At 41.7% G+C, this 23,543-nt stretch carries 21 protein-coding genes; 5 read left to right on the plus strand and 16 right to left on the minus strand.

What is annotated here, in order from left to right:
* Positions 1-14 precede the first annotated feature (14 nt).
* Positions 15-836: a MerR family transcriptional regulator gene (locus MHI58_RS10130; protein WP_041507102.1), complete on the minus strand. Its 822-nt coding sequence runs from the start codon at positions 834-836 to the stop codon at positions 15-17.
* 88 nt (positions 837-924) lie between these two features.
* Between MHI58_RS10130 and MHI58_RS10135 the strand changes: the two genes are divergently transcribed.
* The gene (locus tag MHI58_RS10135) at positions 925-1,494 is read left to right on the plus strand and encodes a GNAT family N-acetyltransferase (protein ID WP_041507101.1); all 570 of its coding nucleotides are present in this window, start codon (positions 925-927) and stop codon (positions 1,492-1,494) included.
* A 198-nt stretch (positions 1,495-1,692) separates the two neighbouring features.
* Here MHI58_RS10135 and MHI58_RS10140 read toward each other — a convergent pair whose 3' ends face one another.
* Genes MHI58_RS10140 through proC form a run of 3 tightly spaced genes read right to left on the minus strand, consistent with a single transcriptional unit; the run spans position 1,693 to position 4,971 of the window.
* Positions 1,693-2,961, minus strand: coding sequence for a glutamate-5-semialdehyde dehydrogenase (locus MHI58_RS10140; RefSeq protein WP_025207480.1), 1,269 nt, complete (start codon positions 2,959-2,961; stop codon positions 1,693-1,695).
* A gap of 18 nt (positions 2,962-2,979) precedes the next feature.
* Entirely contained in the window at positions 2,980-4,098 is a 1,119-nt protein-coding gene (gene proB, locus MHI58_RS10145; RefSeq protein WP_045034976.1) for a glutamate 5-kinase, read from the minus strand.
* 27 nt (positions 4,099-4,125) lie between these two features.
* On the minus strand, positions 4,126-4,971 hold the full coding sequence (gene proC / locus MHI58_RS10150; protein ID WP_080688171.1) for a pyrroline-5-carboxylate reductase: 846 nt from the start codon (positions 4,969-4,971) through the stop codon (positions 4,126-4,128).
* A 422-nt stretch (positions 4,972-5,393) separates the two neighbouring features.
* Here proC and MHI58_RS10155 point away from each other — a divergent pair, with 422 nt between their 5' ends.
* The gene (locus MHI58_RS10155; protein WP_045034977.1) at positions 5,394-6,590 is read left to right on the plus strand and encodes a cytochrome P450; all 1,197 of its coding nucleotides are present in this window, start codon (positions 5,394-5,396) and stop codon (positions 6,588-6,590) included.
* A 118-nt stretch (positions 6,591-6,708) separates the two neighbouring features.
* Complete coding sequence (locus MHI58_RS10160) at positions 6,709-8,748, plus strand: molybdopterin oxidoreductase family protein (protein WP_045034978.1); 2,040 nt, start codon at positions 6,709-6,711, stop codon at positions 8,746-8,748.
* A gap of 46 nt (positions 8,749-8,794) precedes the next feature.
* Here the strand turns inward: MHI58_RS10160 and MHI58_RS10165 are convergent, their stop codons facing one another.
* The 3 genes from MHI58_RS10165 to xylA form a co-directional block, all read right to left on the minus strand.
* On the minus strand, positions 8,795-9,481 hold the full coding sequence (locus MHI58_RS10165) for a glycoside hydrolase family 11 protein (protein ID WP_008346560.1): 687 nt from the start codon (positions 9,479-9,481) through the stop codon (positions 8,795-8,797).
* 94 nt (positions 9,482-9,575) lie between these two features.
* The gene (xylB, locus tag MHI58_RS10170; protein WP_045034979.1) at positions 9,576-11,069 is read right to left on the minus strand and encodes a xylulokinase; all 1,494 of its coding nucleotides are present in this window, start codon (positions 11,067-11,069) and stop codon (positions 9,576-9,578) included.
* Between the two features lie 33 nt (positions 11,070-11,102).
* Positions 11,103-12,440: a xylose isomerase gene (gene xylA / locus MHI58_RS10175; protein WP_024718319.1), complete on the minus strand. Its 1,338-nt coding sequence runs from the start codon at positions 12,438-12,440 to the stop codon at positions 11,103-11,105.
* Between the two features lie 213 nt (positions 12,441-12,653).
* Here xylA and MHI58_RS10180 point away from each other — a divergent pair, with 213 nt between their 5' ends.
* On the plus strand, positions 12,654-13,814 hold the full coding sequence (locus MHI58_RS10180; RefSeq protein ID WP_045034980.1) for an ROK family transcriptional regulator: 1,161 nt from the start codon (positions 12,654-12,656) through the stop codon (positions 13,812-13,814).
* A gap of 46 nt (positions 13,815-13,860) precedes the next feature.
* On the opposite strand, the gene MHI58_RS10185 is transcribed toward MHI58_RS10180, so the two are convergent.
* From MHI58_RS10185 to csaA, 3 genes are all read right to left on the minus strand, one after another.
* Positions 13,861-15,468: a glycoside hydrolase family 43 protein gene (locus MHI58_RS10185; protein WP_045034981.1), complete on the minus strand. Its 1,608-nt coding sequence runs from the start codon at positions 15,466-15,468 to the stop codon at positions 13,861-13,863.
* 25 nt (positions 15,469-15,493) lie between these two features.
* Positions 15,494-16,885, minus strand: a complete 1,392-nt coding sequence (locus MHI58_RS10190; RefSeq protein WP_045034982.1) for an MFS transporter — start codon at positions 16,883-16,885, stop codon at positions 15,494-15,496.
* A gap of 517 nt (positions 16,886-17,402) precedes the next feature.
* The gene (gene csaA / locus MHI58_RS10195) at positions 17,403-17,735 is read right to left on the minus strand and encodes a chaperone CsaA (RefSeq protein WP_045034983.1); all 333 of its coding nucleotides are present in this window, start codon (positions 17,733-17,735) and stop codon (positions 17,403-17,405) included.
* A 275-nt stretch (positions 17,736-18,010) separates the two neighbouring features.
* Between csaA and MHI58_RS10200 the strand changes: the two genes are divergently transcribed.
* Entirely contained in the window at positions 18,011-18,490 is a 480-nt protein-coding gene (locus tag MHI58_RS10200; RefSeq protein WP_007500681.1) for a hypothetical protein, read from the plus strand.
* Here MHI58_RS10200 and MHI58_RS10205 read toward each other — a convergent pair.
* From MHI58_RS10205 to MHI58_RS10230, 6 genes are all read right to left on the minus strand, one after another.
* On the minus strand, positions 18,487-20,112 hold the full coding sequence (locus MHI58_RS10205) for a YndJ family protein (protein WP_368004317.1): 1,626 nt from the start codon (positions 20,110-20,112) through the stop codon (positions 18,487-18,489). The genes MHI58_RS10200 and MHI58_RS10205 overlap by 4 nt on opposite strands.
* On the minus strand, positions 20,105-20,710 hold the full coding sequence (locus MHI58_RS10210; protein ID WP_048002886.1) for a DUF4166 domain-containing protein: 606 nt from the start codon (positions 20,708-20,710) through the stop codon (positions 20,105-20,107). Before MHI58_RS10210 ends, MHI58_RS10205 begins: the two co-directional genes overlap by 8 nt.
* Positions 20,673-21,554, minus strand: coding sequence for a hypothetical protein (locus MHI58_RS10215; protein WP_007500684.1), 882 nt, complete (start codon positions 21,552-21,554; stop codon positions 20,673-20,675). Before MHI58_RS10215 ends, MHI58_RS10210 begins: the two co-directional genes overlap by 38 nt.
* A 151-nt stretch (positions 21,555-21,705) precedes the next feature.
* Positions 21,706-22,278: a TetR/AcrR family transcriptional regulator gene (locus MHI58_RS10220; protein ID WP_008346533.1), complete on the minus strand. Its 573-nt coding sequence runs from the start codon at positions 22,276-22,278 to the stop codon at positions 21,706-21,708.
* A gap of 3 nt (positions 22,279-22,281) precedes the next feature.
* Positions 22,282-23,001 carry an MBL fold metallo-hydrolase gene (locus MHI58_RS10225; protein WP_058214066.1) on the minus strand — a complete coding sequence of 240 codons (720 nt, stop codon included), beginning with the start codon at positions 22,999-23,001 and terminating at the stop codon, positions 22,282-22,284.
* A gap of 38 nt (positions 23,002-23,039) precedes the next feature.
* The gene (locus MHI58_RS10230) at positions 23,040-23,516 is read right to left on the minus strand and encodes a GyrI-like domain-containing protein (RefSeq protein ID WP_007500687.1); all 477 of its coding nucleotides are present in this window, start codon (positions 23,514-23,516) and stop codon (positions 23,040-23,042) included.
* Positions 23,517-23,543: the final 27 nt, after the last annotated feature.

Genomic DNA, 23,543 nt, shown 5'->3' on the forward strand with positions numbered 1-23,543 from the left:
CTTTTTGTTATGCCTTAAGCTTCCCGTTTTCTGACTTTCACACTAAGTTTCGTCATGTAATCCGCTTCATTTTTAGACATCAGAGAATGAAGTAAATACTCCTCAAAGACATCTCCATCCAGTATCATATCCTCTGCTTCGATACGATCTAATAAACGTGAATAGGCAGTCTCCATCTCTTCATATGTTCCTTGTTGATACATGACTGCATATAGACCCGCTGGCTTTTTGACTGCATCCGGCCCTTCCATTCGGCAAAACAGCCTATCAGATTGATGATAATGACGCTGCAAAAACTGCTCCTTGTTTAAAACAGAACCATTTGCCGCGGCACCTTTAATACCAATCCCTTTCAGAAATTCTCCTACAATTCGAGAAATTTCTTCTACAGGTGTGTTTGAATCAATCGGGTTTGATGTACTGAGGACGATCGGTTCTTCTGGCAGTTCTTGAAACAAGACCTCCCCTGTTTTCACTGATGATAATTCATTCGTTGTCTCGATCACACGAAAAAGAAAAGATTGAATATCCTGTAGTTTTCGGATCTCCTCCCCGACCTTTTCTGCTTGCTCAACCGCAAGGCTTTGCAATTTTTCCTGAGAAGGCTCAGTAAAGTATTGTTTTAATTGCTTGATCGGAAATTGAACAGCGCGAAGAGATTGAATGGCCATGAAATGATCAAACTGTTCAAATGTATAATAACGGTACCCATTTTCCTGAACACCTGCCGGCTTAAACAAATCGATCTTATCATAATAGAGCAGTGTATCTTTTTTCACTTCAAATAATGCCGCAAATTCTCCAGTTAAAAATGTTTTTTGAACATCGTTCATCATTTTTAGGGCTCCTTTCTTGACTATGGAGTTACTCCATCCTTTATGATAACATGCAGAAACACCACATATGTGGAGAAAGGATTTACACATGAACAAAATCGCACAAGATCAAGTCACATTATCACTTGCAAATCAAGAAGACTTCCCTTTGATGAAAAAGGAACTGCAAGATGCTTTCACAGCTGGCATCATTGATGCATTTGGCGATGCAGAAGGTGGACCAATTCCTCCTGATGAGTCGATTGATGAATCTTTTTATTCGACTGAGAACCTTGTCTATCATATTTTACTAAACGGTCAAAAGGCAGGAGGGGTTGTTTTAAAAATCAACCCTCTCACACACCGCAATTCGGTGGACCTATTATACATTTCTTCATTATCTCACAGCCGCGGCATTGGTCAGGCAGCGTGGAAAGCCATTGAGGCGCAATATCCAGAAACGAAGGTGTGGGAAGTTGTCACTCCTTATTTTGAAAAGCGCAACATTCATTTTTATGTGAACAAATGCGGGTTTCAGATTGTTGAGTTTTATCACTTGCACCATCCAGATCCGAGCTTGCCTCATGAGAACGATCAAGAAAATGACCCTTTAGCGCCTGAGACATTTGAATTTTTCAAATTTGAGAAAGTCATGAAAAAAGACCGTTCAAGTTCATAAAAAAACTCCCTCTTATGGGGAGTTTCAGATTGTTGACAAAGGGCTAAAATGGACTTTATTTTAGCCCTTTGTCTTCTTTTTCAAGAGTTGTCAGTGCTTCAGCATCGTTTCCATGTCGTTCCCTTTTTTCTCTCTTCTTTCATCAGTCACTAAAAAACACTACCTCAAGTTAGAAAGGTAGTGTTCTTTACATTCATTCTAGCTTCTAATCTGACCATCACCAGATAGAAGCAGCTTTGTCGTTGTCAGTGCAGGAAGTCCCATTGGCCCTCTTGCGTGCAGCTTTTGAGTAGAAATGCCAATTTCAGCGCCATATCCTAGTGCACCGCCATCTGTAAAACGTGTAGATGCGTTATGATAAACAGCGGCCGCATCGACTTCGTTTAGAAAGATTTGTGCGTTTTTTTCATCCTCTGTTACGATGGCTTCTGAATGTTTCGTTCCGTACTGATCAATGTGGTGAATGGCGTCCTCAATTGAGTCAACGACTTTCACCGCAAGATCAAGACTTAAATACTCATCTGTCCAATCCACTTCCTCCGCAGGAACCGCTTCGGAAAAGAAAGATTGAGCGTCTTGATCTCCATGCACAGTGACATGGTGCTGAAGGAGTGCTTCATTCAATGCTGCACCATTTTCTTTCAGCCAATCGCGATGAACGATCAGAGTCTCAAGCGCATTACAAACGGCCGGACGATTTGTTTTCGCATTGATGACAATCTGAATGGCTTTTTCTACATTCGCTGTTTGATCAATAAAGATATGGCAGTTCCCTGTCCCTGTTTCAAGAACGGGAATGGTCGATTCTTCTACAACTGTTTTGATTAACGAAGCCCCGCCTCTCGGAATTAAAACATCGATCCATTCTTTTAGATGAAACATCGCTTGAACCGATGAACGGTCTGTTTGTTCAATAAACTGTACCGCATCACGAGGGATCTTTGTTTGATCCAATGCCTCATGAATGACGCGGACGATGGCTTTGTTGGAAGAAATAGCGGAGGAACCGCCTTTTAAAATCACTGAGTTGCCTGCCTTGAGGGCAAGCCCTGCTGCATCGACAGTGACATTCGGTCTCGCTTCATAGATCATCCCGATCACGCCGAGCGGTACTCTTCGACTTTTCACATGTAAGCCGTTTTCAAGAGTCCATTCATCCAATATTTCTCCAACAGGATCTGTTAATCTCGTCACAAGCCGCAAACTTTCCGCAAACTCATGAATTCTCTCTTCATTTAACATTAATCGATCCATTAATGCTTCAGAGAAGCCCTTTTCTTTTCCTGCCTCTAAATCCTTTTGATTTTCCTGTAAAATAAAATCACTTTGCTGTTCGAGTGTTTCTGCTATTTTCAGCAGCGCCTCATTTTTTTCCTCTGTTTGAAGTAAACCTAGTTTTTTTGATACGTGCTTTGCTTTTTTCGCTTTTTCTTTGACCGATGTGACAACTTCAGCTGTCAGTGTCATGAAATTCCTCCCTTATGATTAGCAAACTGGTATTGATAAATCTAAATGACAAACAAATGCTTCAAGATCTACGACATGCACCACTTCATCCTGTAGCAAGTCACCGTTCAGTGCGAGTTCGTTGGACGCATAATTGACAATGCCAAGCCCTATTTCTCTTTCATCTTGATCTAAAATACGGACAACATCGCCTTTTTTAAACGAACCCTTTACATCGACTATGCCGTCAGAATCCAGACTTTTCTCACGATGCATGAGAAGTTCCTGTGTTTTCTCTTGAACAACGATTTCGCCTTTTGGGCCAGAATGAAAAGCAATCCACTGCTTTTTATAATTCAGCGGCGCTAAATTTTCGTCAGCTGTAAAATAAGTGCCGTCCTCTGTCCCATTAATGGCTTTGTCTAAAATGTGAGGCGTATCGGCTTTTCCCAAAAAGCCATTGATGCCTGAGGCCATTGAAATTTTAAAGGCGTCGAGTTTTGATTTCATTCCGCCTGTGCCAACGCTGCTTCCCGCATCTCCAGCGGCTGCTTCGATGTCTTCTGTGATTTCTGTGACTTCTAGAATTCTCTTCGCATTCGGATTTGTATGAGGGTTATCTTCATACAAGCCGTCAATATCAGATAAAATAGCGAGGAAATCCGCATCAATCAGTCCAGCTACTTTTGCAGACAATGTATCATTATCTCCAAATTTCAACCGATTGATCGTCACTGTATCATTCTCATTAATAATCGGGATGATCCCTCGATCTAATAACACATTCATTGTATTTCGCACATTTTGATAGCGCGTTTCATCTGAAAAATCGCTTCTTGTAATTAATAGCTGTGAAGCAATATAACCGTGCGATAAAAATAAAGTAGAATATGACTCCATTAAAAGCCCTTGCCCTATTGAGGCAGACGCCTGTTTTTCTGGCAGTGTTTTCGGTCTATCAATAAATCCTAATTTTCGGTAACCAGCTGCAACCGCACCAGATGAGACCAAAATGACTTCGTGTCCTTCATCTTTGAGTTTTACAATTTGATTGACGAGGTTTTCTAGTTTTTTTAAACTAATCTCACCTTGAAAGCTAGTAAGAGAGCTGCTTCCGATTTTCACAACAATTCGTTTTCTCTCTTTATCTGCGTACACCTTATCACTCCTGTATTGAGGCTCTATTTATATCGTTACTTTTTGTTTTTGCTGTTCACTTATTTCTTTTGATCGATTGGCGGCATGTTTGACGGCCTGTTTGATGGCTTCTCCTCCGCCAAAATCATCTAATGCATCTAGTCCTGCAGCAGTTGTTCCATTAGGTGACGTAATTTTTTCTCTGAGGACAGAAGGATTTTCAGCTGTTTCTTGCAGCATCTTCGCTGCACCGAGAAGTGTCTGTGTACCGATTTGACGGGACATTTCTTTTGATAAGCCAGCTTCTTCTCCAGCCTCTTCGATTCTTTCCATTAAGAAATAAAAATAAGCTGGACCACTTCCGGCAATTCCTGTGAAAATATCCATTTGCTCTTCCTGAATGGTATACACTTCTCCCATTTCAGATAAAAGAGCCCGACTCATGCTTACATGTTCATTTTTCACATAACGTCCAGCAGATAAAGCGGTCGCCGACGCCCCAATCGTACTTGACGTATTTGGCATTACTCGCATAACAGGCTGCCCTTCATGCAGCATGTCTTCAATATACGATGATTTCACACCTGCAAGTACAGACAGGATGAGCTGATCTTTCTGAATATGAGGTTTTAATGATTCAAGTGCTGTTTCAGCATCCTTTGGCTTCATTGCCAGGATCAACATATCCATTTCTTCAAAAGGAAATGAATCCATTGTGGCTGTTTGGATTCCGTAGCGTTTCGTTAGTTCGTTTAATCGCTGCTTATTTTGCTTGTTTGTTGCGTAAATTTGGCTGAGCGGCATCTGACCTGATCGCACAATACCTGCAATCATTCCTTCCGCCATAGAACCTGCTCCAATGAAAGCAACTTTCTTTTGATCAATGATATTGATCCTCTCCCTTGTTCGCTTTTTGTTCGTGTTTTTCGCACGTTAGTTATCGTAACATGATGAGAAATCGTGTCAAGAAAGAGCCAGCGCTTTTCAAAAGTCCCGAATACACGCTGAACAGCTTGCGGTATGTATGTTAGCCGTGTTTTTTAAAATCATCAATTTAGATCAAAAGAACTATACAGATTTGAATCATAGTACCCTTTCGTTCGACTGAATTCACCATTTTATTTTTGGTTTCGGTGACTTCAATTCTAGTTTTTAGAAAGCGTTATCATTTTGATGACTTTCTATTTTCCTATAGGATGAATGTGTTTGAATCTTTCGATTAGACTATTGACATATTTTAGAAAACATGTCCGTTGAAATGCGTTTTTCGTGGTGATACCGTGAAAGGGAAATCAAGTGAAAAAGGAGCGTTCATAATGAAAGTAAAAGAAAATTACGTCAATGTCATCCCAATGAAAGAAATCCGATCTACAGATGACCTTCTTTTCCCATTCCCTATCTACAATGAATTAAGATCGCAGGGTGATATTCGATACGACGAAACGAGAAAGTGCTGGGATCTCTTTCGATATGCTGATATTCAGTCCGTTCTGAAGCAGCCAAAAGTGTTTTCATCACAGCGAGGAAGAAGTACATCTAAAACGAGTATTTTAACAATGGACCCTCCAAAACATACCAAAATGAGAACACTCGTCAATAAAGCCTTCACGCCAAAAGCGATCAAACAAATAGAAGAAAAGATCAAAGACTTGACCCATGATCTATTACATCAAGTAAAGGATCAACGGACCTTCGATATTGTGCAAGATCTGGCCGCTCCCCTACCTGTCATGATCATCGCCGAGCTTCTCGGTGCAGAAGTGAAAGACAGAGAGCTGATCAAAAAACATTCAGATGCTCTAGTTGCAGGAGCCAAAGATGATTCAAAAGAAGCTGTTCAAGCCGTTGTCGACATGCAAAAACAAGCAGAAAAAGAGCTGTCAGAGTACTTTGCTCATTTGATCCAAAAGCGAAAAGAAACGCCAGCCGATGATTTAATCTCCCTTCTCATCCAAGCGGAAATTGACGGTGAGCGTTTATCAGAAAATGAACTGCTTGGCTTTTGTATACTCTTACTCGTTGCTGGTAATGAAACAACAACGAATTTAATCACAAATGCCGTACGACTTTTAACAGAGCAGCCGCATCTCGCCGAATCAGTGCGGCAAGACCTGTCTCTCATTCCTCAATTGACAGAAGAAACGCTACGCTATTATCCGCCTGTTCAAGCGATTGGGCGAGTTGCAGCAGAGGATGTTCAGATTGCCGGTTCTCACATTGAAAAAGGAGACTATCTTATCAGCTGGGTGGCATCTGCGAATCGTGATGAACGGAAGTTTGACGATCCAGATACGTTTCGTCTTGACAGAAAATCAAATCCGCATTTGAGCTTTGGCTTCGGCATCCATTTTTGTCTTGGTGCCCCTCTCGCCCGGCTTGAGGCTCATCTAGCACTTGAGGTTTTACTCCGTACGTTTCGAGAAATCACCTGTGCGGCAGATCAGCTGAAACCGATTCAAAGCACGTTTGTGTTTGGGGTCAAAGAATTCCCTGTGCAGGTCACCCGTTTTTAAAAGTCCCTTTCATTAGGGGCTTTTTTTCATATGCTTATCCTTACCTTCCTCGTCTGAACATGCTAAAATAAAATCCATATGTACAGTGATCACGGAATTCGGAAAGGAAGCTAAACGTATGACCGATTACACAGCAATGAAAGACGGAATATTCAAATCAGTTTGTTCGTTAGATTGCCCTGATCAGTGCGGTCTTTTAATACATAAAGAGAACGGAAAGATCGTTAAAGTTCAAGGAGATCCAGATCATCCAGTCACTCAAGGAAACATTTGCAATAAAGTGCGGAATGTCACAGCTCGTTTATATGATAAAAAACGTCTGACAACACCATTAAAACGTGTAGGTCAAAAAGGTGACCGGCAATTTGCTCCAATTACGTGGGAAGAAGCGATTGAAACCATTCGTCAAAAATGGACAAAGCTGATCGAAGAAAAAGGACCAGAAAGCATTTTGCCTTACAGCTTCTATGGGAATATGGGAAATCTCAATGCAGAAGGAATGGACCGCCGCTTTTTCTATCGACTTGGCTCAAGTCAGCTAGACCGAACCATTTGTCAATCAGCCGGAACAACTGGCTATAAATATACAATGGGCGCAAGCATCGGGACAGACCCAGAAGAGACCATTCATACGAAACTATTTATCTTTTGGGGCATCAATGCGGTTTCAACCAATATGCATCAAATCACGTTGGCACAAAAAGCTCGAAAGCAAGGGGCTAAAATTGTCGTCATTGATGTGCACAAAAACCAAACGGGCCGGATGGCAGATTGGTTCATTCCGCTTCGCCCTGGCACTGACAGTGCGCTAGCTCTTGGGATCATGCATGTCCTTTTTAAAGAAGACCTCACAGATACGTCATTTTTAGAGACTTACACGGTCGGTCACAATGAACTTCGCGAGCATGTGAAGCAGTACGATCCAGAAACGGTTGAACAAATCACGGGTGTCCCGAAAGAAGACATCATCACACTCGCGAGAATGTACGCAGAGACATCGCCGTCTCTCATTCGTATTGGCAATGGGCTACAGCATCACGATAATGGCGGTATGAGTATTCGAACCATCTCCTGCCTCCCTGCCCTCACCGGTCAATGGCTGCACAAAGGCGGCGGTGCGATGAAATCGAACTCTTCTTTTCTTAGTTATAATGAAATCGCTCTTCAGCGGCCGGAATTATTAAAGGAACGCGAACCTAGAACATTTAATATGAATCAGCTGGGCAGCGTGCTAACGAACGCAGAACCTTCTATTGATTCTCTTTTTGTCTACTCTTGCAACCCGGCTGTTGTGACACCTGAAGCAAATAAAGTAAGAGACGGTTTGATGCGGGAAGACTTATTTACGGTTGTCCATGACTTGTTCATGACAGAGACAGCCACTTATGCGGATATTGTTCTGCCAGCGACCTCTGCCTTTGAAAATGAGGATTTTTATACTTCTTACTGGCATCATTACATTCAAATTCAAGAACCTGTTATAGAACGTTATGGAGAAAGCAAATCAAACACAGAAGTGTTTCGTCTTTTGGCTCATGCGATGGGCTTTGAAGATGAAGCCTTTAAAGACACAGATGCGGAACTAATGGAACAAGCTCTTCATCACCCTGAAAATCCGCACTATGAAAACATTTCATATCAAGCGTTAAAAGAGAAAAAGTGGATCAAAGCAAAACGAGGGCCTTTCGAAGATTTAAAGCTCCCTACCCCAAGCGGGAAAATTGAGCTTTACTCTGAACAAATGAAAAAAGATGGATATCCAGCCCTCCCAACCTATGTACCTTTATTTAAGGAAAGTGATTATCCACTGACGTTTATACCGGGACCAAACCATAATTTTCTTAATTCCACCTTCTCTCTTCATGAGAAGCATCAAAAGCTTGAGAAATTTCCGAAGCTTCATATGAATGAACAAGATGCAAAAGAAAGACAGATTGAAGATGGGGACATGGTTCGTGTGCTGAATGATCGAGGAGAATGCGAGCTCATCGTGTCAGTCGGACAAAATGTGTTATCTGGCGTTGTTGTCAGCCAGGGATTATGGGCAGACCAAAAAGGCAAAAAACATTTGGTGAATGGCCTCACACCTGATCGTTTGGCAGATATGGGCGGTGGTGCGACGTTCTTTTCCGGCAGAGTCGAAGTTGAAAAATTATGATAGAAAGAGCCAGGCGTTTTGCTCCCGGCTCTTTTCTTTGACTTTTTTAGTTGCCAATAAACAGCTGATTGGTCATCACATTTGCACTTCCGCTGCTTTGGTAGCCTTCTACAGTAAATGCCGTTTCATACATTTTCCCCATTGGCATCCCTAAGCTTTCCCATTTTTTAAAATGCGCACTGACGGAGACCGTTCCGCTTGTACGTTTCGTTTGACGTACACTCCAATATTGCTTGAAGGTTGCGATTCCGATAATGGAAGGCTGATTGACACGGGTTGTTTCATAAATGTCATATGTGCCCCCGTCTGCATAAAATGTTCCTTTATGTGTGCCTGTTGGACGATATGTGCCCCATGAATCAACAATGTAGTATTCTGCTAATGGAGATTGTGTCCAGCCATAGACACATAAATAGGAATTCCCGACTGGGTTAAAGCTTGCGTTGTAATTGATGGAGATGTTGCCAAGTTGATGGTGAGTTCTAGTGGAATCAAACTTTTTTCCTTTTCGAAATAAAGCATTTCCGATATTGTTCCAGCCTGCACTAAATGCCCCGCCGTTATTGAGTGTCATCGAGGTGTTTCCATAATCCTTCCATAATTCATAATCGTACCCGCTATGGTTACCCATTTCATTATTCGTAATGGTTCTCGCATGGGCTGGTACAGCCGTCAGTATAAGCGTCAGTCCAATACACATCACAAACAACAGTCTTAATTTTCTCAAATTCATCTTCCATTCCTCTCCTTTTTCATCCTTTTGATTCTGTCATCTCTAAGATGAAACGAATTCATCACCTCCTTTCATGCCCCCACTCACTACTAGATTATCGATACTGTGCTAGATCCGCATGAATGTCTCTTGTGTTTGTATAAATGCTTTGATACAAACGAAAGAGATGATCATATACATCGACATGCTGTTGATTTGGTGTAAATACGGCCGCTTGATGGATAAACTGATCCGCGCACGCCTCGAGTGACTGGTACCAGCCGCATCCAACTGCTGCAAGCATCGCTGCACCTAACGCGGGCCCTTGCTCATTTTTAAGCTGAATCACCTCAACTTGAAAAATATCTGCCTGCATTTGAAGCCATGTATGACTTCTCGCACCTCCACCAATGGACACAATAGCATCGATTCTTTTTCCGGCCTGCCTGAATAAAGCGATCGATTCATTTAATGAAAAAGTGATTCCTTCGAGCACAGCTCTAACCATATGCGCTTTTTCATGCCGGCTGTCTAATCCAATGAAGCTTCCACGAATGAGTGAATCTGCATGAGGCGTTCTTTCCCCAACTAAATATGGCGTAAACAGCAATCCATTTGCGCCAGGCGCTATATCCTTTGCTCCGGCTAAAAGGGCTTTAAACGAATCATTTGGAGCAAGTAAAGATTTAATCCAATCGAGGCTATAACCTGCTGATAAAGTGACTCCCATTGTATAAAAAGCGTCTTTTTTTGCATGATGGAATAAATGCAAGTTTCCATTCAGCTCTCTGTTATGATTTTCTTCATAGGAAAGAATGACACCTGATGTGCCAATGCTGCATAGTGTGTGACCTGATGATAAAATGCCGGCACCAATGGCACCGCAAGCATTATCCGCTCCACCCGCAAAAACCTTCGCCTCTTCTGTCATCCCGGTTTCCTTTGCGATCTGCGGCAAAAGTGTTCCAACCTCCGCCTCCGATGAAACGAGCGGCGGGCAAATACGAATCGGAATATCAAAGGTTTGACAAATCTCCTCACTCCATGTTTGTTCTCCAATATCCAACAGTAACGTACCAGCCGCATCAGAATAGTCCATATGAATAGCGCCGGTTAATCGATATCTGACATAATCTTTTGGAAGTAAAAACAAATGGATTCGTTGATCAATTTCTGGTTCGTGTTCCTTTACCCATAACAACTTTGGCAGTGTAAACCCTTCTAACGCCTGATTTTTTGTGATCGCTTGCAGCCTGCCTCCTAGCTTTTCTGTCATGCGCACGCATTGCGGTGTTGTTCTTGTGTCATTCCACAAGATGGCAGGCCTGAGCACCTGAAGGGATTCATCCAATAAAACAAGTCCGTGCATTTGTCCAGAAAAACTGATGCCTTCTACCTGCATTGACTGAACAGGCTTTCTCTCCATAAGTTCTGTCATCGCAGCCATCGTCTGCTCTACCCAGTCTTCAGGATTTTGCTCACAATAACCTGGTTTGCTTTGAATGAGGCGGTAAGATTTAGTCGTCTCGCAGCATACCTTCCCGCTCTCATCTACTAATATCGCTTTGACTCCGCTCGTTCCAAGATCAATTCCCATCACATACTTCATGTGTTCACTCCTTCAAAACAGCAGCCCGCTCCATTAATCTTCTAACAAATATTGATTCAATCTGGCTTTCAACTGTTCCTCTCTGCCAGATTCGTTTCTGATGAGCGGATGTTTCAGTGCATATTCTTCTAATGTATGAAAGTTTGCCGTTCCTTCTGAAATCTCCCGTCCAATTCCTTCAGAAAAACTACGGTACCGGTGCTTGATCACATCTTCAAACACACGGTCTTCTATGAGTCTATGAGCCACCCGCAGCCCTTTTGCGAATGCATCCATCCCCGCAATATGGGCATACAGAAGATCTTCCAGTTCAAAGGAGGCTCTTCTGACTTTTGCATCAAAATTGAGACCGCCTGTTCCAAGTCCGCCATTTTGCAAAATTTCATACATGGCGAGTGTTGTGGCATATAAATCCGTTGGGAATTCATCTGTGTCCCAGCCTAGAAGGGAGTTTCCTTGGTTGGCATCAACGGAACCGAGCAGTCCATGAATTCTTGCTACACGCAGCTCATGTTCAAACGTATGACCCGCTAATGTCGCATGATTGGCCTCGATATTTAATTTAAAGTGTGTATCCAATCCATATTGTTTTAAAAAGGCGATCGATGTCGCTGCATCCGTATCATATTGATGAGTTGTCGGTTCCTTCGGCTTTGGCTCAATTAAAAATTGACCTGTAAATCCAATTTCTTTTGCATAATCGACCGCCATATGCAAAAAGGTCGCCAAATGGTCAAGCTCTCTTTTCATATCTGTATTCAGTAGTGTGTCGTAACCTTCTCGTCCTCCCCAGAAAACATAATTCTCTGCGCCGAGTTCCTTTGCTGTTTCGATGCCCTTTTTCACTTGTGCAGCTGCATAGGCAAATACATCTGCATGACAGGATGTCGCTGCACCGTGAACAAATCTTGGATGCTTAAACATATTAGCCGTGTTCCATAGAAGCCGAACCCCGCTTTGCTGCATGTAATCTTTCATTCTTTCTATGATGATGTCTAACTGCTGATTGGTCTCTTGAAGCGTGTCGCCCTCTGGTGCAATATCACGGTCATGGAATGAAAAATACGGAACATCCAATAGATCAAAGAGCTGAAAAGCCACTTCCAATCTAGCTTTCGCCAAATCCATTCCACTATAAGAATCCCAGGCCCTTTTCATCGTGCCAGTTCCAAACATGTCTGTTCCATCAGCAGTCAGTGTATGCCAATAAGCGACGGAAAATCGCAGGTGGTCTTTCATTGTCTTTCCGCCAATCATTTCGCTCGGATTATAATATTTAAATGCGAATGGGTTCTTTGAATGTTTTCCTTCATATTGAATGTTGCCAATCCCCTGTAAACTACTTAACGAAGTCATATTTGATTTGACCATAAGTGATTCCCCCTATATATTCACTTAGTAAGTTGATTCAACAAACGAACAAACGAGTTTACCAACTAATCTCTTTGAATTTTCCATATTTTTTAGTTTTTTAGAAATATTTTCGTTATAATAAAATGAAAAGCATGTTTTATAGAGAATGAACACGATAAAAAGTGGCTTTTCTTCACTTAATCTAAAGACGAAACAAATGGAGTGGATACAATGGATATTGCGGATCAGAACTTTGTGAAAAAAATAAATCAAAAGCTATTGCTAAACGAAATTCTGCACCATGCACCAATTTCCAGAGCAAAATTATCTGAACGCACTGGGTTAAATAAATCGACCGTTTCTTCTCAAGTGAGTACATTAATGAAAGAACATCTTGTTTATGAAATCGGTCAAGGCGAATCTAGCGGCGGAAGAAGACCCGTGCTTCTCATGTTTAATAAACGTGCAGGTTACTCTATCGGCATTGATGTCGGTGTTGATTATGTCAACGGCATTTTAACAGACCTTGAAGGGTCGATTATTCATGATGAGCAGCTCAAGCTCCCATCCAGCACACCTGATGTGACCGTCCGTATTTTAATTGAATTGATTCAGCAGTTACGTTCACACATTCCTTCTTCTCCATACGGGCTGATTGGTATAGGGATTTGTATACCAGGTCTGGTCGATGCAGATGAACAAATTGTGTTTACGCCTCATTCAAAATGGAAAAATGTCGATCTAAAAACAAGTCTCCAAGACACATTCCAAGTACCGGTTTTTATCGAGAATGAAGCAAATGCCGGTGCGTACGGTGAAAAAATCTTCGGTGCTGCTAAACATTATGACCATCTGATCTATGCAAGTATCGGCACTGGTATTGGAATAGGCATCATTATCAATCATCATTTATATAGAGGCACGAACGGTTTTTCTGGTGAAATGGGACATATGACGATCGACTTTAATGGACCGACATGTAGCTGCGGAAATCGTGGTTGCTGGGAACTGTATGCATCTGAGAAGGCACTGTTCCAATCGCTCCAAACAGATGGTCAGCCACTCACCTATCAAGATATTGAGCGGCTGGCGAAGTTAAATGATATGAAGACACTCAATGCCTTGCGTAACTTTGGCTTTTACATTGGGGTAGGTCTCACAAACGTTCTGCATACCTTCAACCCACAAGCCGTTATTTTACGAAACAAGGTCATTGAATCTGAACAGGCCGTTCTAAGTGTCATTCAAGATGAAGTATCCTCTAGAATGGATGCACAATTCAGCTCACGGGTGGAGCTGCTTCCTTCATCATTAGGACAAAATGCACCAGCCTTAGGGATGACATCTCTAGTCACTGAAGCTTTTTTGCGTGATGTCACGCCTTCACCATAATGGAATACATGTTAAAGAGAGACAGCCTTTAGAGTGTTGTCTTTTTTTATTCAGTTGTTTCTTCGTATCGAAAATACTTAAAATCGGCAGGCAGACGTTCGCCGCTTGTGTCTTGGCACTGCATTCCGACAAAAGCCCCTGTAAAGAACCCCCCTCCTCGAATAAAATCATCTGATAAATGGGTCGATTCAAGCGGTACATCTATTTTTTCCCACTCTTGTTGATCAAAAGAATAAGAATACGTGTACGTCTCTCTCTGAACAGTCACTTTTAAATACACATACGGAATCTCGTCTGGGATGATGATTTTTTTGATTAGCGGCTGAGAAAAGGCCAGATTTTCACACACAGATAACTCAAGGATACGGCCAAGCGCCTCGTCATAAGTCACCTGAAGTGCAGTCCAATTTTCCGTATTATAATAATTCACAAGTCCTGCCGCTTGCTGAAAGTTTTTCGGAAAGAAGGAAACCGCTGTCTCTGCTTCAAAATAAAAGCTTTGCCAGCGCCTCGCAACAAACGCTTGGGTAAATTTAGACGTTAAAGATTCCTGCCCATACAGCCTTAAATGATGAGGATTTTCCGTCACTGAACCAATCTGATCCGTAAATGGGATTCTTAATGTTTGAAAATGTCTATTTAACGATGAATCTTTAAATTCATCGACTATGTGATAGGTTGGAGAGAACTCTTTTACGCTCATCGCAGGCGCTTCAACCTCTAGAAGCCCCTCTTTTCCGCCTACAACATACGGCCAGCCATCTTTCCATTCAAGCTTTTGTATGGCTGTCTCTCTTCCTAAAGGGCACCAGCCTCTTTGCTGAAAAATGGATTCCTTCCTTGAATGAATTGGGCGGCCAGTCAGATGAGCCATATACCATTCATTTGTATGCGTTTGTACAATGGAAGCATGCCCGCATTTTTGTAGTGGATGGCTAGGCGCATGAAAAGCCGTTAAAATTGGGTTGTCAGGATGAACCTCGTACGGCCCATCAATACGCGAGGAACGGGCGATTGTGGCTGCATGTTCGTAACGTGTTCCCCCTTCAGCTGTTAATAAATAATAGACATCATTGATGTAATAAAGATGTGGGGCTTCTGTCAGTTTGATTGGCGTGCCTTTAAAAATGACCTTCCGCTCACCGACCAGTTTTTTTTCAAATACACTATATTCCTGCAAGGCTATACCTGCAAAGGAGTGATGTTTTTCTCGATGGTCCCACAGCATATTCAACACGTATTTCTTTCCGCTTGGATCATGGAACAAGGAAGGATCAAACCCAGAACTATTGAGCCGAACCGGATCGCTCCACTCGCCATCTACTTCGTCAGCTGTGACCAAATAATTATGACCATCTTTAAACGGACCATCTACTACTTTAATATCTGAATAGATGAGCCAAAACTGACCATCCGCATAACTTAAACACGGCGCCCAAACCCCGCCGGAATCAGGATTTCCTTTCATATCGAGTTGAGAAGTTTTTTGCAAGGGACGCGCGACGAGCCGCCAGTGGACGAGATCCTTCGAGTGATAAATTTGCACCCCCGGGAACCATTCAAATGTAGAAACCGCCATGTAATAGTCCTCTCCCGTACGGCAAATACTTGGGTCAGGGTTAAACCCTTTGAGCACTGGATTAGTAATCTTCAATTGAACTTCCTCCTCTTTCAGAGAACTACATTTTAAAGTCGTCCATATGATCGATATACACTTTGTCTCTATTCTCAAGCTCTCGTACGACTTTTTTATGTTTTTCTTCATCTAGGTTATAAAAATTAATATCAACCATCGCTAAAATTAGTAAGCATACAGGAATCACCGTTGTCGTGATTAAAATGCCCAGTAAAGCTTCTGGTGTTTGCACTTGGTTTGCAATATAACCAAATCGGTCAAGGACAAGCCCTGGAACGATGCCGCCTAAGGCCATCCCAAATTTAAAGAAGAATCCAATCACTGCGTAGATCAGTCCGCCCATCCTTTTCCCTGTTTTATATTCGCCATATTCAACAGTTTCAGGAATGAGTGCCCACATGTAAGCACCTGCTGTAATACTCCCTGCAGCCGCAACGAGCCTGAAAACAAGTATTAAAGTGATTTGACTCGGCGGGATCACAAGTAATGCAAGAAGGCCTACAATATTCAGCAATAATGAATAATTCAGCAGCTTTTTCTTTCCTAACAACTTGTGCAGCTTAGGAATAAACGGCAAGACCATTAAAGCTGGCAGACTGCCAATCAGGCCGTACCACTTCACTAAATCTTCTCTGCCTAGGTTATACGTCACATAATAGATCCCGACTGAGTTGCTGATCGAGTTCACACCAAAGATAATGATAAAGAAAATGCTTAACACAACAAGCGGACGATTCACTCGTAACTGGACAAAGAGATCACTGAACTTGATCTTTTCCTCTGGCTTTTGAAGCGTGACGCGCTCATTCGTACTTTTAAAACAGAAAATCAGTAATCCGCCCCCAAGTACGCCGAGAAATGCCATCGTGATCTGCCAGCCAAGTGCTGTATTTCCTGTTGTATCACCCAAAAACGTCGCAAGAAACGGAACAAAAAAAGCAACAACTAAACCACCGAGATTTGCAAAAAGCATACGAACAGACGTAATACTGACGACCTCTTGGTTATTTCTTGTCATTGCGGAAGTTAAAGCACCATAAGGAACATTGATGAACGTGTATGTAAGCGATAAACCAACATACGTGATGTACGCATAAATGAGTTTTCCCATTTCGGAAAAATCCGGTGTCGTAAAACAAAGAATGGCAAGAACGGCAAAAGGTAACGCACCAAATAACAAATAAGGTCTAAACCGGCCAAAACGGCTGTTCGTTCGGTCAACCATCGCCCCAATAAACGGATCTGCAAGCGCATCGATGGCCCGAACCACCAAAAACATTGTCCCTGCTGCTGCTGCTGATAATCCATAGACATCCGTATAAAAAAATAATAGATACGTAGAGACAGTTGCATAAATTAAATTACATGCGAAATCTCCTGAAGCATATCCCACTTTTTCAGACATACGAATCTTCTTTAAATTCTCACTCACCATGAGTTTTCTCCCTTCTTCACTTAGCCTCTTCTAACGGACAGATGGTGCAGGGCAGCAGCAATCAATAGGTCGAAAATAAAGCGCTTTCAATTCGTTGTAAAAATGAAGCTGAACATCTCTTTCTTTCAGCTTAGCCCACATAGCAGCAAATCATTCGCTTTAAACAATAGATCAATAGATGATCGACATCTTAGTTTATCGATTAAACAAACTAAGATGAATTCATTTTATAAAATATGATCTGACTTTTCAATATTTTTTGAAAAAATAATCCAAATAATTGATTTCTTGTCATTTTTTCTATGATATGAGGAGATGAACCTTCTTTTTTTCTTCCAAAAACAAAGAGAACTCAAATAATGGTTGCATTCATACCAATCCCATGCTATATTAATCAAGCGATGAGCTGAATTGTGTAAGTCGGGTAACACGTCTCTTTGAGACACACACGAATGTGGCGTGTGGTTATTCCGCCTCAATACGCAAAAGACATCTTCTGATGAAGATGTCTTTTTTCTTACCCTATTTTGGTGCCATTTTCAACCGGGTCATCAGTGGCAAGCAGGACAACGTCTTCTTTTGATGGCATGCCTCCTAAGACAAGTACCTCTGATTTAAACCCGGCAATTCTTCTTGGCGGGAAATTGACCACTGCAATAATTTGTTTCCCAGTGAGATTCTCAGCCTGATAACGTTTTGTCAGCTGTGCACTAGATTGTTTTATGCCAATCTCATCCCCAAAGTCAATCTTCAGCTTGAAAGCAGGCACTCTTGCTTCTGCAAAAAATTCTGCTTCTACTATCGTCCCAACGCGAATGTCTAACGCTAAAAACTGTTCAATATCTGCCATTAAAATCTCTCTCCCTTTCTCCCTTTCAATCTTTCATAAAAAAGGTCATATTTTTCTTCTGCTAGATGACCACTTGTTTTCCACTAATTTCTTAATTGTAGCACACCCTACTCTTCTAAAAGAAAGGGTTAAAAAGCCTATTCATTGAAAATCCTTTTTAGTTTACATAATGATTTTATAGTAGTCTATTAAATGTTTGCATCATGAAAGTGAATTCGGTAAAATGGCAAATAATCCTACTGCTTCCTCTCGAATATTTCGGGGAGGGTTAACACTTGTTTACATTATCAGATATGTGGACGTTTTGCTGGTCGTTTTTCGTCATTCTTCCTATCGTTGCCATCTTGCATCAGCTGGGCCATATTGTAGTCGCCTGGCTGTTTGGAGCAAAGGTTTCGTTTGCACTTGGCAGAGGCAAAAAAGTATTGAAAATAGGCGTCGTTGAAATTAGAAGAATCTATTTTCTAGATGCATTTTGCCACTATGAAGAAATGAGGAGAAATAACCGTTTCTCACACATTCTTGTCTACTTAGGCGGATCATTATGCAACCTGCTCAGTGTTCTCATATTGAACACAATGATCGCCAACGATTTCCTGCCAGAACATCAATTTTTCTATCAATTTGCTTACTTCTCAGTCTACTATGTATTTTTTGCTTTACTGCCAGTACAGTATGCAGATCATCATCCGAGTGATGGGCAAGCGATTGTGAACATCATTCGTCACGGTGAACCATGCGACATCATTGATTAAGATGAGTGGCTTTCACTGTCGATTTGATACTGAATCGTTAAAAAAGGAATACCGAATAGCTTCATTTGATGAATCGCTGTGAGACTTTTTTCCGTCTTCGGTTTCATATGAAAGCTTTCTTCCATTGGCAGTTTCATGGTGATGAAAGACGTATGCAAATACAATCCTTCATCACCCGTACTGCCTTTTGGACTTTTACTTTTTAATAGAAAATCTTCCTTTTCATTCAAAGGTTTTAAAATAGCCGTAAGCTGTGAAAAAGGAAGCGGCAAAGCAATATTCATATAGACTGTCTCTTCATCATGGTGCTGAGCATAGAGCGCATAAAAGACTTGCTCGCCTTTCTCATTGCGCCTGATCCACACACGTACATTCTTCCTTTCTTCAAGAGGATGTTGAAATCTTGAAAGACTCCCCGGCATTTCATATGGCATTCGTGATGACCCTAAATAGAGTTGTCCTATTTGTCTAAAAACAGGTTGAAGCAAAAAGACAAATGGCCTTACCCACCAATGAAAACAGACGGCTGCTTTTAACGTAAAGGACATCGGGTCCTCATAAAATCTGCGAATAACAGGTGACACACTCTCTGCTGAAAATGCCTTTCCATTTAATTGGTCAAGAGAATCGACTAAACCAATCTTCTCATCATGCTGCATGTCGTCATGTTGAAAAGACATGATCTGAAAACGACCGTGAACTCTCGATACCGGAAAATCCTTCTGTTTCAATCGATCAGCTGGTCTTTCAATCAACCATCCAATGAGGCCTGGTAAAATAACCAAACTTGCATTGATACTGCCATGAAACCAAATCATTTGATCCATGCTGATGTAGGTAACATGTAAAAGCATTCCGGCAGAATAAAGGAATGATAGGACGATCGTTCCCATTAACATGATGCTAGAAAACACAACGAACCCTTTTGCGACAGTTGAACGAAAAGAAGTTTTCATACATAAAACTCCATACAAATAAAGTGCGATCACATAAAGAACGACGCTGAACGTATCAAACAGGCGAGAATAGCTGATTCCCACAGCAATCATCACTGGCGACAGTAAAATAACCCAGCCACCCACTTTGTATAACGTCGTCTCTTTTTTCCGCTGCCTTCCTAATAAGCCATAAAAGATTGGGATAAAAAAAGCCGAATAATGAAAATGAATAGCTGTCAAAAGAACAATCATCGGTGAAAATGTCATCACTTGTATATCTGCTATGTACAGCCAGAACCAAAGCCCACCTAGAGCGATATACATACATGCGCCATCGATCATCAGCTCATGAAGCGGATGGGCCCCTCTTTTCAGCAAACGGGTGAAACCAAATAAAGCCAGAATCATTGTAAAGAAAAGCCATCCCAATGCAAGCCAAAGAGAATGATAGATGAATGCGCCTGTTGCACATAGAGCTGCTACTGGAAAGGCTTTCATTATGAAGCTGATCAGCCCCTTCTGCTGCCGTTTCTTCTCTTCCTGATAAAAAAAGTGTAAGAAAGCGGGAAGAAAAAATAAAATCGCAATCAAAACAAAAAATTCTGGTATGGGAGCTGTCGTCAAACGTGTAACGAGAAAGCAAGACATCAACATGATGCTACACATCAAATGCCATTTATTCATATGGTGACACCCTTTCCGTAAACCGGCCCTTATAAGTAAAAAGAGTGCCAAAAAGGCGATTTTTCACTTGAACATCAATGGTATACTCACCTGCATGCTCATCGTACCCTTCTGTTACATCAGATTCACCATAAAGCCAAGAAGGGAGCGGCCACTCCCGCCCAAACAGCAAAAACTTTTGCTTACCTGATTGAATGTGCAAGAATCCTTTTTCCGTGACTGTAAAATGAAGCTCTGACACAAGAAGCCTAGGTTTTCCAAAGTAGTCTAGTACTTGATGGCTCTTCTGATCAATGATCATATCTGCATCAAAATGTCTTTCCTTGTCAGGAAAATAGAACGTTCGAAACCAGTGCATCCCTTCTTCTCCCTTACTTGTCGTAAAAGGCTTGTTCACAATTTGGAAGGGAATATTTCGCCCTCTTTCAGGAAAAAAACAGCGAAACAATGGACCGATTTTGAATAACAATCGGATGAGCTTTGTCCCGCCTCCTATTTCCTCCATGATGCCTTCGGCCGTAAACGCGCGATTATAACGTTCTTTTAATGTTGGATGCAGCTTATCGTAGTCCTTTACTTGATGATGATGAACGACCATGTCTACCTCCCCTTTTTCGTTTGATCGAAAACACATCTACACAATCTTTTAAATTAATCATTCCTGCAACGGATAAAATGAAAAATGCACTCAGCACCAGCGGCTCGTGCAGAGTCGTTTCTGGCGATAAAATCCCTATACCAAGCATCAGTAGCAGAAAGATGCTTTGAAGGATGAATATATATTTCTTTGGCAGTTTAGGCATGAGCCATGATACACCTAATAGCGCATAAAACAATCGAAATCCGGTGCTATGATCAAAAGCAGAAGGTGAAAAAGGAATGATCGCTTGACATAACCAGACGATGGCAAACAACAAACAAATGCCATAATGGGCAAGTGTTCTCTCTAGCAGCAAACGGGGATGCGTTCCCTTTTCAAGCCACGTCTTTAATGCGCCAAAGCTAAAGGCAGTCATAAACCCCATCATTGGCCGAAAAAAGAACCGGTCTGCCCATTTCCACCCTTTTCCTTCCTTTGTTTCATAATCAAATTGCGTTTGAAACACAATGTGATCATTCGTTTTCATGTATTTCCAATACCCTCCGCCTTCTTTGATGAAAGACAAAGGGTGTGATGATTTAAATTGAAGTGAGGATGCTCTTTCATGACGCTCATCCTTCACGCTCGTTCGATACGCTCCTGTCCCAGTTACACTAATGCCGAATCCAAGGTGTTTCTCATACAAAAAGGATTGGGGCTGTTCATCACTAGGTCCATTTAATGAAATGGTCGAAAATCGCAAATCCCATTGTTCATGAAGCTTTGGATTTTGCGTATACTCCCATACTTTTTCAATAGGTGCTTGAATGGTTGTTTCCACATAAACAGGCTTTCTTTTCATCTGCCTCTACTCCTCTATGTGAATTATTTCACATAATAAGCATACCATGTTTCACAAAACTGTCAAATCTTTATTGGTTTTTTGCCCAAAAAATGTTTTGATTTGTTTACATCTCCTTCATCATATCGGTTCGATACATAAAAAAGACCTGTCAATGAGACAGATCTTCTTGCTCTTTGATGCCTGCAATATAAAGACGGACCGCATAGCTCACACTATCTTCAAGCTGTTCTTTCCGTTGAAATCCTTTTTTGTTTGAAATATCTCCAAAACCGTGCAGTAAGCTTCTAAGCCCTCTGACGACATGCGTCATGTCCTCTTCTTTTACACCAAAACGAGACATGATGGATTGGACAAAATCAGCAAGATTCTCTGCAGCCACACTGACTTCTTTTTCATTCATATGTGAAAAAGCAGCCTCATAAAGGCCGGGATGCTGACGAACAAATTGAACATATTGTCTTGCAAATGCTAAAACAGCGTCTTCTTTTTCCAGCCCCGCTGTAACTTGTTTGCCGGCCTCACAAAGCATTGTCAGCCCCTTAACAGCAAGAGCTGCCTGTATTTCATGAAGACCGGATATATGGTTGTAAAGAGATGGTGGTCTGATGTTAAGCCGTTTGGACAATGTAGCAATGGTCAAAGCGGAAAAGCCCTCCTCATCGACAAATTCGATGGCAGATTCAACAATTTTTTCTTGTGTGATACCCATTCTTGGAGACATGGCTTACTGTCCCCCCTTTTGTAGCTGCTGCTTCCTTTTTTCGATAGCGGCTCTGAGCTTTGCCTCAGGCTCTATGATGAGATCACCATGCCCTGCTGCGAGACAAGACAAGGGAAGTGCCAGTAATTTTTCAGCGCTTTTTAGTGCTGTTTCTGCATCCCAAGTGGCAAAAGCCGGGAATGGGAAGGTGAAGCGAAACTCACCCGTTACAAATAAACCGCCTTTTGTCACAACTGCATCACCCGCAATGACAACCCCTGACTTTTCATCGTATAAAGAGATGCTTCCTGGTGTATGTCCTGGTGTGGCAATGACTTTCAGTGACCCAATCTCGCCCCCTTCTTCAACAAGCACGTCTGGTTTTGTGTGAATGTCTTTTGAAAAACTGCCTTTGACTTTTTTCTCTGGCTCACCAGGAAGTAAAGAGAAATCGCCAGCAAACAGGCGAGCATCTCGTTTCGATAAATAAACAATTGCCTCTGGAAAAGCCTTTTTCACTTCATCTAGTGCGCCAATATGATCCATATGACTATGAGTCAGAATAATTTTTTTAATGGGTTTGTTTAATTGATGTGCAAATTCAATTATCGAGCTTGCTGCCATTTTCAAAGCTGCATCAATTAAGATGAGTTCATTCTCTTCCTCAAATACATAACAATTTACCGGAAAGATACGTGGCATGAGTGTAAGCTGGTGCAAACGGTCAAATGTTGTCAATCTCATCTTGTTTTCCCCCTAAAACTAATGTCGTTAGTTTTATATTAACTAATACCATTAGTTTTAGCAACTATTTTTTCATCGACTGCTATATAAATATCAATTTGTGCTTGTTTTGGATCAATCGATCGTTCGTCGTACCATTCAAAATCGCCAGTATATGTTCGCAAGTGACGCTGTTCCCAGCTCCAAATCTGCTGCCATGTTTCAAACACAACCTCTTCAATCGGGCCCTTTCTCGTTTGAAATCTTGCGTAGGTGGAGCCTGGAATCTCTTTTGCATCTTGTGCTAGCTGCTGGTCAACCAATTGCCCCGCTGTGAACAAATAAGCGCCATTTTCATCCTTTTCATAATCTGAATACAGCCCTATGACTGGCGCATGGCCCCCGTCGAGCTGCTGCGTGAAAAATTGCTGCCAAAGCGGTGCAATCTTCCGCTCGTTTGTTTGCTCCATTTCATTTGTTGTTCGAACAGATAATCCCTTGATCCATTGTTTCTGTAAAATCACGATATCGTACATACATTCTCATCTCCTTTTTTTCCATCA

This window comes from Bacillus sp. FSL K6-2869 (assembly GCF_040869405.1).
GTDB lineage: Bacteria > Bacillota > Bacilli > Bacillales > Bacillaceae > Bacillus > Bacillus altitudinis.